The following is an 11,299-nucleotide window of genomic DNA, read 5'->3' on the forward strand; positions in this document are numbered from 1 at the left end:
TTGAATAATAACGATGGTGAAAATGCTTCAAAATCGATGTTCAAAGTTTTGGATAATAATCGAATGGATTTAAAAATCAAACATCGTGTTTTTAATGAGTTTTTAATTTTTGCTGTTAAAAATCCTACTTATTTAAAAGATATCGATAAGGCGATTCCTTATTTTAATGATGATAAAGAAATCAACGTAGCCAAAGAAGTAGCGAAATTTTTCTGGAAAAAGAATGATTTAGAAAATGCTTCAAAATATTTTGAAAGAGGAATCAAAAGAAATTCCGAAGATGTAGAAGCGATGGAATTGTATTTGGAAGTGCTAATTCAAAAGCAAGATTTTCATTCGGTAACCAAAAAAGCAGAAGAGTTTTTGGAATCATTTCCAACGCAAGTTGGGTTTTATTTTTATGCTGGTTTAGGATACAACCAACTTAAAGAATATAAGAAAGCTAAAACTATTTTAGAAAACGGCTTGGATTTTGTAGTTGAATTTAATCCATCAGAATCTGGAATTTACAACAATCGTTTCAATGTTAATTTTTACAAACAATTAATTATCAGTTGCGAGAATTTGAATGACAAGGTTAAAAAAGAAACGTATACCAACAAATTAAAGCAATTACAAAAATAAATGAAGTCAATATTATCAGCCTTTTTAGTCGTTTTTTTAATCGGATGTAAATCAAAGCAATCTGTAACCACAGCTGCTGCAAATGAAAATACTGAAGTTTCAAAAGTAATCAAAGGTCATTATAAAAACGAACATGATTTTACTACGCTAAATATTAGAGCAAACGCCAAATACGAAGATGAGAAACAATCGCATTCTATGAATGCTGATATTCGTATAAAAAAAGACGAAATCATTTGGATCAATATAAAATTCTTAGGAATTCCTATGGCAAAAGCGATGATAACTCCAACAAAAGTGAGCTATTACGAAAAACCAAACGGGACATATTTTGAAGGCGATTTTAGTATGTTGAGCAATTGGTTAGGAACTGATTTAGATTTTCAAAAAGTGCAGAATTTATTTCTAGGAAAAGCAATTGACGATTTAACTAAAGATAAATGGGTTTCTGAAGTAGTTGAGAAAATGTTTAAGTTGTCTTTGCCTACAGATGCTGATGTTGCAAAAGAATTTTATTTTGAAGGCGCTAATTATTTATTGAAAAAAGAAACAATTTCTCAAGCAAGTCAAAACCGAAATTTAGAAATTCGTTATCCTTCGTACAAAGAAGAAAAAGGTATGTTTTTACCAAACGAAATTAATATTAAAGCGGAACAAAAAGACAAAATAACAATTGATATTGAATATAAGAATACAACATTTAATGAGAATTTGAGTTATCCTTATTCAGTGCCTAGTGGTTACACCGCAGTTGAAATCAATTAATTTTTTATTTAAGTAAAAAAACTACCTTTGTAAAAATCCTTATTGCATGAACCAATTCTTTAAAATCGTATTTTTCTTTTTCATTACAAGCCTATGTTTTGCCCAACCTTCAGAGCAGCAAAAGTTAGAAGAGCGCAAAGCACAAATTCTGAAAGAAATTTCAGAAAATAAATCGCGTTTAGAAGCAGAGAAAAAGAAAGAAAAATCGGTTTTAAAACAAATTAGTCAACAAAAAAACTTAATTCAATTACGACAAAAATTACTTAATACAACAGCAAAGCAAACGCGTTTATTGAGTGATGAAATTTATTTGACTCAGTTAGAAATGAACAAGTTAAATAGAGAATTAAAAGTATTGAAAGAAGACTACGAAAAAATGATTGTAAAATCATACAAGAGTAGAAATGAGCAAAGTAGAATTATGTTTGTTCTTTCAGCTGAAAATTTTCTTCAGGCCTACAAACGAATTCAGTACATGAAACAATATGCAGGATTCAGAAAAATGCAAGGCGAGGAAATCAAAGAAAAGCAAAATAAATTAGTAGTTGCAGAAAAACGATTATCGGAAAGTAAAAAAGAAAAAGAAGTTGTTTTAGCGCAAACAGAAAAAGAAAAGCAAGAATTAGAAAAAGAAAAGCAAGAACAAGAACGTTTAGCAAAACTAATTCAAAAAGATAAAAAGAAATTAACAGCTGAAATTAGCAAAAAGCAAAAAGAAGCAAAAGATATAGATGCAAAAATTAAAAGATTAATTGCCGCAGAAATTGCAGAAGCCAATAAACGAAACGCAGCTAAAACAGGAACAACAGCACCAAAAGCAGGAACAAAAGAAGCAACAAAATTTGTTTTATCTGCTGAGGGGAAAGTAGTTTCAGATAATTTTAAAGCTAATAAAGGGAAATTACCTTGGCCTGTAGTTGATGGTTATATTTCATTAAAACATGGCGATCAACCGCATCCAGTTCATAAAAACTTAACCATTCATAACAGTGGTGTTGAAATTTCTACAAAACCAGGTGCTTCGGCAAGAGCGGTTTTTGGTGGTGAAGTGTTACAAGTTCAGGTGATTTCTGCAAATAATAAAGCAGTTTATATTCAGCACGGAGATTTTATCACTGTTTATTTGAACTTATCTTCAGTTAGTGTGAGTAAAGGTCAAAAAGTGACCATCAAACAGAATATCGGAAAAATTCATACCGATTCTTCAGGTAGTGCGGTAATTAAGTTTTTAGTTTTACAAAACACGACAACACTAAATCCAGAATCTTGGTTAAACTTATAAATTAGAATGAGGTCGCAACGGCCTCATTTTTTTTGAATCAATTTTGTACTTTTATATTTCAATAGAAAATCATGAATTTATCCCAAATTAAAATACTTCACATCGATAGTAATCATCCCTTGCTATGGGAACAATTAGAACAAGCTGGTTTTCAAAATGAAGCCGATTTTACTTCATCCAAACAAGAAGTGGAAGCTAAAATTGAAAACTATCACGGAATTGTCATTAGAAGTCGCTTTAAAATTGATAAAACGTTTTTAGATAAAGCAACTAATTTGCAATTCATCGCTCGTGTTGGCGCTGGTTTAGAAAGTATCGATTGTGATTACGCTACAGCGAAAGGAATTCATTTAATCGCTGCTCCAGAAGGAAATGCAAATGCCGTTGGCGAACACGCTATCGGAATGTTATTGTCTCTTTTTAATAATTTAAACAAAGCCAACAACGAAGTAAAATCGGGTCAATGGAAGCGAGAAGCCAATCGCGGACACGAATTAGAAGGTAAAACCATCGGAATTATCGGTTATGGAAACATGGGAAAATCATTCGCTAAAAAATTACGTGGATTTGATGTAGCCGTTTTATGTCATGATATTTTACCCAATTTAGGAGATGCCAATGCGACTCAAGTTTCATTAGCCGAACTTCAAGAAAGAGCTGATGTTTTAAGTTTGCACACGCCTTGGACACCAGAAACGGATAAGATGATTGATTCAGATTTCATCAATAAATTCAAAAAACCATTTTGGTTGATTAATACCGCAAGAGGAAATTCTGTAGTAACAGCTGATTTGGTTGATGGGTTGAAATCAGGTAAAATTTTAGGTGCTGGTTTAGATGTTTTGGAATACGAAAAACTCTCTTTTGAAACTTTGTTTGAAGGAGAAAAACCCGCTGCTTTCGAATATCTTTTACAAGCTGAAAATGTACTGTTGACGCCACACATTGCTGGTTGGACGTTTGAAAGTCATCAAAAATTAGCGCAAACGATTGTAGATAAGATTTGTAAGATTTACATAAATAAAAAAGGCTAATCAATCGATTAGCCTTTCTCTTTTCTTTCCAATTCCGCTTGAAATTCTTCCATAACGGGTTTTACGGTGCTTTCAGGTAAATCGGCAATTTTAATGTACATTAAGCCGTCAACCGAGTTGTTAAATAATGGGTCAACATTAAATGCCACAACTCTTGCGTTTTGTTTGATGTATTTTTTAATTAAAACCGGTAAACGTAAATTTCCTGGTTCTACTTCATCAATAATTTTGTCAAACTTATTCAAATCGGCTTCGGTTTCGTTGAATACGAAATCTTTGTCGGCGTCTTTTAGTTTTACTTTATATTCTTTTTTCGGGTGAACGTATTGCGCAATATACGGATCGTAATAGTGCGACTTCATAAATTCAATCATCAATGATTTTGAAAAATCAGAGAATTGATTACTAATACTTACGCCACCAATCAAATATTTATGTTCTGGATAATGTAAAGTTGTATGAACAATTCCTTTCCATAACAAGAACAAAGGCATTGGTTTCATTTGGTATTCTTTGATGATAAATGCTCTACCCATTTCGATAGATTTACTCATCATATCATATAACTCTGGTTCAAAACGGAACAATTCATGCAAATAAAAACCGTCAATTCCATGTTTTGGATAAATGTGAGAACCTAATCCCATACGATAAGCACCAGCAATACACTGTGCGTCTTCATCCCACAAAAACATATGGTGATAATATTTATCGTAAGCATCTAAATCTAACGATTCATTGGTTCCTTCACCAACTTCTCTAAACGTGATTTCGCGTAAACGACCAATTTCGTGTAAGATATTCGGAATTTTATCTGCCGTTACGAAGTAAACTTCATAATTTTTACTTTGTAATAAACGATAATCACCTTTTTTCAAACAAGCCATTTCTTCTAAAATTTGCTCGTGATTGGCTGGTTTAGCAATTTGTTTAGGTGGTTTTGGAATGCTTAATTTTGGCAAATTAATTTTACTTTCATCTTCAAAAGCATTTGAAAGCATGTATGTTTTCTTGCGTAAGAAATCTCCATATGCTTCAATATCTTGATATTCGTTTTGTTCTGCTACCGAGATAGGTTTTCCAATACGAACTTTAATAACTCGGTCTTTTTGAGTCAATAATTCACTTGGTAATTTAGCCGTTCTAAGTGTATCATCAATTTTTGATAAGAAGTAAAATAATTTACTGTTCTTAGCATGAAAATAAATTGGTACAACTGGAACTTGTGCTTTACGAATCACTTTGATTGCTCCTTCTTCCCAAGGTTTGTCCACTACTAACTTTCCATCTTTATAAGTGGAAACTTCTCCAGCAGGAAACATTCCTAATGGTTTCCCATCGCTTAAATGACGTAATGTTTCTTTGATTCCAACCACACTCGATTTTGCATCTTTGTGATTTTCAAACGGATTTACCGGCATAATATACGGCTTCATCGGTTCGATTCGGTGCAATAGAAAATTGGCAATAATTTTGAAATTAGGTTCTCTTTCTAACATTAATTTCAACAATAAAATGCCGTCAATTCCGCCAAGTGGATGGTTTGAAATGGTAATATATGCGCCGTCTTTTGGTAAACGTTTTAAATCTTCTTCTGGGATTTCAAATTTGATTTGGAATTCATCTAAAATAGCATTTAAGAATTCCAATTCACTCAAATGTTTGTTTCGGTCATAAATTTTGTTCAGCGTAGAAATCTTAAGTACTTTCATGAGCAACCAGCCCGAGAAAGTCCCGAAAACCCCATATTTGTCAGCATTTATCGCTTTTGCAACTTCTTTAGCAGTAACTAAACCCATTTATTTTTGTTTATTGAGCAAGAAACAAAGATAAGAATTTTGATGAATTTTCAGCACTTTTCATTTGGTAATAAAAAAAGCTATTTTGTTATATTTTTTAGTGACCTGATAGTTAATGAATTATGAATTCGATGAAATCTAATCTTTATTTTTAAAAACCTTTTTATTATATTTGGTCAAAAGCTAGAGTAGAAAATGAAAATCATATCTTACAATGTTAACGGAATTCGTGCCGCCATTACCAAAGGTTTTTTAGAATGGTTGCAACAAGCAAATCCCGATGTTATTTGTCTTCAAGAAATTAAAGCAACCGAAGACCAAATCCCAAAAATAGAAATCGAAGCAGCAGGTTATCCGTACCAATATTATTTTCCAGCGGAGAAAAAAGGATATAGTGGTGTTGCTGTTTTGTCTAAAATTGAACCTAAAAAAGTGGTTTTCGGAACAGGAATTCAGCACATGGATTTTGAAGGACGAAATTTACGTGTAGATTTTGAAGACGTTTCTGTTATGAGTTTGTATCTTCCATCTGGCACAAATATTGATAGATTAGAACATAAATTTATGTACATGGACGATTTTCAAAACTATGTAAATGAGTTAAAAAAAGAAGTTCCAAACTTGGTAATTTGTGGTGATTATAACATTTGTCATGAAGCAATCGATATTCATGATCCAATTAGAAATGCAAAAATTTCAGGTTTTTTACCCGAAGAGCGCGCTTGGTTAGACGGTTTCATGAAAAGCGGATTTATCGATACCTTCCGCCATTTAAACAAAGAACCACACAATTACAGTTGGTGGAGTTATAGAGCTAATGCTCGAAATAATAACAAAGGTTGGAGAATTGATTATTGTTTGGCAGCCGAACCTTTGAAAGATAAAATTCAAAGAGCATTAATTTTGCCCGAAGCCAAACATTCCGACCATTGTCCAGTTTTAGTAGAAATAAAATAAGAATCAATTAATCAAAAACGATAATACTAATGATTAGAAAATTTGCCCTTGCTTGTGTAGTTTTGAGTTTAACTACTTCATGTGTTTCTAAAAAAATCTACCAAGATTTAGAAAACAAATATGCCGATTTAAAGAAAGAACACAATGCTTTATCAGATGAAAACGGCTTGTTAAAAACCGATAAAAATCAGTTAGAATTAGATAAGAATAATTTACAAACTGAATTAGACAAAACCAAAGCAGAACGCGATAAATTAGCCACAGATTATGCAGCTACAAAAAAGAATTTAGACAATTTGAAAGCGTCTTATGCCGCTCTTGAAAAAGATAGCAACGATGCTTTAGAAGCCAACATCAATAAAAACAGACAATTGTTAGCTGAGTTAGAAGCAAAACAAAAAGCATTAACAGCAGAACAAGATCGTTTGAACAAATTGAAAAAAGATTTAGAAACTTCGTCAACTCGTTTAGCTGAATTAGAAAAAATGATGGCTGACAAAGAAGCGGCTATGAAAAAGTTAAAAGAAACATTATCTAAATCCTTAAAAGCATTTGAAGGTAAAGGATTAACGGTTACAGAAAAAGATGGAAAGGTATATGTTTCAATGGAAAATAAATTACTTTTCGAATCGGGAAGTTGGACTGTTGGTTCAGAAGGAAAAAAAGCGGTAGATTTAGTTGGGAAAGTTTTAGGTGATAATCCTGATATTTCCGTTTTAATTGAAGGTCACACAGATAATGATAAAATCACAGGAACTATTGGTGGCGGAGTGGAAAACAACTGGGATTTATCTACAAAACGTGCAACAGCAATCGTGAATATTTTATCTGCAAATGCTAAAGTGAAAAAGGAAAACTTAACAGCTGCGGGTCGTGGTGAATATGCGCCATTAATGAGCAACGAAACAGCTGAAGGAAAAGCAAAAAACAGAAGAATCGAAATCATCTTAACACCTAAGTTAGATGAGATTTCTAAAATGTTGAATGAACTATAACATTTCATAAAAGATTGATAAAAAAGGCTTGAGTTTAAAACTCAAGCCTTTTTCTTTGAATGAAACTTTGTAACTTTGAACTTTAAATTTTCAAATTCTGAAATGAACTACACAACTTTACCCAATACTAATCTAAAAGTCAGCAAAATCTGTTTAGGAACGATGACTTTTGGAAATCAAAATACTGAAAGTGAATCGCATTCGCAATTGGATTATGCTATCGAAAAAGGAATCAATTTCATTGATACTGCCGAAATGTATCCAATTGGAGGTAACGCTCAAATCTTTGGAAGTACCGAGCGTCACATCGGAACTTGGATTAAGAAAATCGGAGCTTCGGAGCGTGAGAAATTAGTTTTAGCAACAAAAATTGCTGGGCCTAATCGTGGAATGGAATACATTCGTCAGCCATTGGATTTTTCTAAGAAGAGTATTCACGAAGCGGTAGAATTGAGTTTAAAAAATCTTCAAACGGATTACATTGATTTATATCAAATGCATTGGCCAGAGCGCGTGATGAATATGTTTCAAAAACGCGGTGTTCAAGAAATCGATACTAAATGGCAAGATAATATTTTTGATGTACTAACAGTTTATGACGGATTAATCAAGGAAGGAAAAATCAAGCAAATTGGTCTTTCAAATGAAAATCCTTGGGGTGTGATGCGTTTTTTAATGGAAAGCGAAAAACACGGTTTACCAAGAATTGCAACCATACAAAATCCATTTTCGTTATTGAACAGATTGTACGAAGTTGGTTTATCAGAAATTGGAATGCGCGAGAATGTTGGGTTATTAGCCTATTCGCCATTAGGTTTCGGATTTTTATCTGGAAAATATTTGAATGGTTATCCTGAGAATTCTCGCATGAAATTGTTTCCAAATTTCGTTCGTTATACCAATGAAAATTGCTTCAAAGCAACCAAATTATACAAAGAATTAGCCGAAGCTAAAGGTTTAACGTTAACGCAGATGGCGATTGCTTTTGTAAACCGTCAAAAATTTGTGACTTCAACTATTATTGGAGCTACAACGATGGAACAACTGCAAGAAAACATTCAAGCTTTCGACACGATTTTATCAAATGAAATCGTAGCTGAAATTGAAAAAATTCAGGAATTAATTCCAAACCCAGCGCCTTAAAAAAATTAACAAATTTTATTTAGTGAAGCTAGTTTTTTTAAATATTTTTGCTTTTTTTAATCATAAAAATTATACAATGTTGACAAAATATCGTGTTTTTGCAAGTTTTCTTTTTTGTTTTTCACTTAATATGTTTTCACAAACTCTTCCAACGATAGATGATGTTTCTAAACTTAGAAATTGGAATTATGGTACAGAGATTGATGATAAAAACTCTAATATTGCTGGTTCTCAGTATTTTGAAGATCGTTTTTTAACGGCTAGAGTTTCACTTTTAGGCAATAAAGAATTAGAGATTAGATACAATGCGGTTAAAGATGAAATGGAATATAAGAATGAAGGAAAAGTTTTTAGATTGAATAAAAAAGATAGTTTAATAGTTGTTTTTAAGTTTGGAAATAAAATTTATGAATACATAGATTATGTCTTCAAGAAGAAATCGGAAAAAGGTTATTTAGTTCGTGTAACAAATTTTAAAAAAACAGATTTATTTGCTAAAGAAATAATTTCTTTTGTTCCTTATAAAGATGCTCCAAACCCTTATGAACAAGCAACCCAAGCTCATTATAGAAAAGATAAAAACGTTTATTTTATTAAACTTGATGTTGGAATTGTTGAGATTCCAAAGAAGAAAAAAGATTTTTTAAAATTATTTACTGATAATCAAGAAAGTATTGATAATTTTTTGAAATTAAACAAAATTGATTTGGATGATGAGAATGATTTAATTTCAATAGTTCGATTTTTAAATACGATTTAATTCCAAATCCAGCTCCATAAATTAGTTATTCAACAATCAATTTTGTTGTGTAATTGGTTCCATTAGTGATTTCAACAGAAATTAAGTAAATTCCTTTTGATAATGGTGATGTAGCAATAGTGTTTTCAGGATTTGCACTTAATTCTTTGGTAAAAAGTAATTTTCCAGTTAAGTCAATAACATCAATTTTAGTGGCTAAATTAGACGTTGAATTCTTTATAGTAAACGATTCTTTAGCAGGATTTGGATACAATGAAAAACCGTTGTTTTCGAAATCAGAACTGCTTAAAGATGAATCGATTATTTTATAAATTGTTCCCGAAGAAATTCCTGCAATGTATAATTCGCCATTCATATCTTCGCCAAAAGTAACAAAGTTATTTCCTGAAAATGAAGTTGTAGTTGTTATGACTCCAGCACTATTAACCATTCTAATTTTATCATCACAATAATCAGTAAAAAAATAATGATTTTGGAAATTTGGATAAGCCGAACCCGTGTAAAAATAACCACCAGTTACCGAACAAGCTCCTCCAGAACGAGCATATTGAGCAAACGGAAAGGTCATTGTTCCTGCTGGTGCACAACCAGATGTATTGTAAGTGGAATTTCCTTCGTAACATCTCCAACCTAAATTAATTCCAGTATTTGGTAGTGGATTTACAATTTTATTAATTTCTTCAACGGAACTCTGTCCCACATCGGCTATCCATAAATCACCGTTTGATCTATTGAAGGAGAATTTCCATGGATTTCTTAATCCAATTGCCCAAATTTCGTCATTACCGGCCACACCTACGAAAGGATTTGTTGTAGGAATTGTGTAATAAGGAGCAATTGTTGAATTAACATCAATGCGTAACATTTTGCCAAGATTATCATTGATATTTTGAGCTCTATTGTCTGGATCACCAGCGCTTCCACCATCTCCCATCCCAATGTATAAATAGCCATCAGAACCAAATTTTATGCTTCCACCATTATGATTGGAGTAAGGTTGTGCAATAGTCATCAAAATTGTGCCAGTAGTATTGGCAATATCTGGATTTACTGAATTTACACTATATCTCGCAATAACAGTATTTCCTGAAAGATTGGTGTAGTTAACAAAAAAATAACCATTTGTACTATAGTTGGGATGAAAAGCTAAACCTAACAATCCGCGTTCTCCATTTGTGGTTATAATGGATGATAAATTTAAAAATGGAGTTGTATTTACTGTTCCGTTTGAATTTAATATTCTAATCAATCCACCTTTTTGAACTACAAATAATCGAGAATCTCCAGCGTTTGTAATTTCTACTGGGCTATCAAAACCAGTTGCAAAGGATTGTAAAGTGATGGTTTGAGACTGTCCAAAAAATGACATCATCATTAAACTGAAAAGTAGGATTGTTTTCATAATTGGTAGTTTTGTGTCTCTAAATTTAATAAATATTTTTCAAATCAATTCATTTTCAGTAATTTGCATTTGTAAAATAATAAAAGCGCAAAGAATTTTTACACTCTTTACGCTTTTATTCACTAGGGTTAGTGATTATAAATTATCTATAAACTTATCCTTTGGATATTTGATTTTATAACTTATTCTGAATTTCTTGGTTTCTCCAGCACCAAGTTTTACATCCCAAGTTAGAATTCCGGTTTCTGGGTTTGCTTTGGCTTTTCCGTTGTCTAATAATTCTATTGTGATTTCTTTATCGGTGCTAATTGGATATTGATCTTTTAACAACATTTCAATCGCTTCTTTTTTGTTGTTTTTTATCGTGATATCATAAGTAAACGTTTGTTCTTTATAACCTGATAAGAATTTAGTTCCCGATTTATCTGCTATTTTCTCACGTTTGATGGCAATTTTTTTATCTCTTCCCATACTTAAATTCAACGTATCTGAAGTTTGATTTGGGTTAATCATTGTTTTACCAACGTACATTCCTTCG

General features: G+C 32.0%; 10 protein-coding genes and 1 pseudogene. 8 read left to right on the forward strand and 3 right to left on the reverse strand.

Annotation, left to right across the window (positions count from 1 at the left end; all coding sequences use genetic code 11):
• From L6Q46_RS09070 to L6Q46_RS09085, 4 genes and pseudogenes are all read left to right on the forward strand, one after another.
• Positions 1-624: pseudogene (locus L6Q46_RS09070) on the forward strand (cytochrome C biosynthesis protein); the annotation flags it as partial.
• A complete protein-coding gene (locus L6Q46_RS09075) occupies positions 625-1,389 on the forward strand; it encodes a DUF4292 domain-containing protein (RefSeq protein ID WP_291284032.1) in 765 nt (254 codons plus the stop codon).
• A gap of 46 nt (positions 1,390-1,435) precedes the next feature.
• Positions 1,436-2,671 (forward strand): peptidoglycan DD-metalloendopeptidase family protein, encoded by a 1,236-nt coding sequence (locus tag L6Q46_RS09080; protein WP_291284033.1) that lies wholly within the window; start codon positions 1,436-1,438, stop codon positions 2,669-2,671.
• 71 nt (positions 2,672-2,742) lie between these two features.
• A complete protein-coding gene (locus L6Q46_RS09085; protein ID WP_291284034.1) occupies positions 2,743-3,705 on the forward strand; it encodes a 2-hydroxyacid dehydrogenase in 963 nt (320 codons plus the stop codon).
• Positions 3,706-3,713: 8 nt separating this feature from the next.
• On the opposite strand, the gene L6Q46_RS09090 is transcribed toward L6Q46_RS09085, so the two are convergent.
• Positions 3,714-5,504 (reverse strand): lysophospholipid acyltransferase family protein, encoded by a 1,791-nt coding sequence (locus L6Q46_RS09090; protein WP_111566339.1) that lies wholly within the window; start codon positions 5,502-5,504, stop codon positions 3,714-3,716.
• 195 nt (positions 5,505-5,699) lie between these two features.
• Between L6Q46_RS09090 and L6Q46_RS09095 the strand changes: the two genes are divergently transcribed.
• The 4 genes from L6Q46_RS09095 (at position 5,700) to L6Q46_RS09110 (ending at position 9,359) form a co-directional block, all read left to right on the forward strand.
• The gene (locus tag L6Q46_RS09095; RefSeq protein ID WP_291284035.1) at positions 5,700-6,461 is read left to right on the forward strand and encodes an exodeoxyribonuclease III; all 762 of its coding nucleotides are present in this window, start codon (positions 5,700-5,702) and stop codon (positions 6,459-6,461) included.
• Between the two features lie 29 nt (positions 6,462-6,490).
• Positions 6,491-7,456, forward strand: coding sequence for an OmpA family protein (locus L6Q46_RS09100; RefSeq protein ID WP_291284036.1), 966 nt, complete (start codon positions 6,491-6,493; stop codon positions 7,454-7,456).
• A gap of 102 nt (positions 7,457-7,558) precedes the next feature.
• Positions 7,559-8,599: an aldo/keto reductase gene (locus L6Q46_RS09105; RefSeq protein ID WP_291284037.1), complete on the forward strand. Its 1,041-nt coding sequence runs from the start codon at positions 7,559-7,561 to the stop codon at positions 8,597-8,599.
• A gap of 130 nt (positions 8,600-8,729) precedes the next feature.
• The gene (locus L6Q46_RS09110; RefSeq protein ID WP_291284038.1) at positions 8,730-9,359 is read left to right on the forward strand and encodes a hypothetical protein; all 630 of its coding nucleotides are present in this window, start codon (positions 8,730-8,732) and stop codon (positions 9,357-9,359) included.
• A gap of 25 nt (positions 9,360-9,384) precedes the next feature.
• On the opposite strand, the gene L6Q46_RS09115 is transcribed toward L6Q46_RS09110, so the two are convergent.
• Positions 9,385-10,761: a PQQ-dependent sugar dehydrogenase gene (locus tag L6Q46_RS09115; protein ID WP_291284039.1), complete on the reverse strand. Its 1,377-nt coding sequence runs from the start codon at positions 10,759-10,761 to the stop codon at positions 9,385-9,387.
• Between the two features lie 135 nt (positions 10,762-10,896).
• Positions 10,897-11,299: DUF4139 domain-containing protein (locus L6Q46_RS09120; RefSeq protein WP_291284040.1), on the reverse strand; the 403-nt coding region annotated here is incomplete at its 5' end.

Source organism: Flavobacterium sp., from assembly GCF_023151265.1.
GTDB lineage: Bacteria > Bacteroidota > Bacteroidia > Flavobacteriales > Flavobacteriaceae > Flavobacterium.

Bases quoted from the DNA above. Each gene is read 5' to 3' on its own strand.
- L6Q46_RS09080 (WP_291284033.1), top strand. From the start codon at position 1,436: ATGAACCAATTCTTTAAAATCGTATTTTTCTTTTTCATTACAAGCCTA.
- L6Q46_RS09075 (WP_291284032.1), top strand. From the start codon at position 625: ATGAAGTCAATATTATCAGCCTTTTTAGTCGTTTTTTTAATCGGATGT.
- L6Q46_RS09090 (WP_111566339.1), bottom strand. From the start codon at position 5,504: ATGGGTTTAGTTACTGCTAAAGAAGTTGCAAAAGCGATAAATGCTGAC.
- L6Q46_RS09115 (WP_291284039.1), bottom strand. From the start codon at position 10,761: ATGAAAACAATCCTACTTTTCAGTTTAATGATGATGTCATTTTTTGGA.
- L6Q46_RS09100 (WP_291284036.1), top strand. From the start codon at position 6,491: ATGATTAGAAAATTTGCCCTTGCTTGTGTAGTTTTGAGTTTAACTACT.
- L6Q46_RS09105 (WP_291284037.1), top strand. From the start codon at position 7,559: ATGAACTACACAACTTTACCCAATACTAATCTAAAAGTCAGCAAAATC.
- L6Q46_RS09110 (WP_291284038.1), top strand. From the start codon at position 8,730: ATGTTTTCACAAACTCTTCCAACGATAGATGATGTTTCTAAACTTAGA.
- L6Q46_RS09095 (WP_291284035.1), top strand. From the start codon at position 5,700: ATGAAAATCATATCTTACAATGTTAACGGAATTCGTGCCGCCATTACC.
- L6Q46_RS09085 (WP_291284034.1), top strand. From the start codon at position 2,743: ATGAATTTATCCCAAATTAAAATACTTCACATCGATAGTAATCATCCC.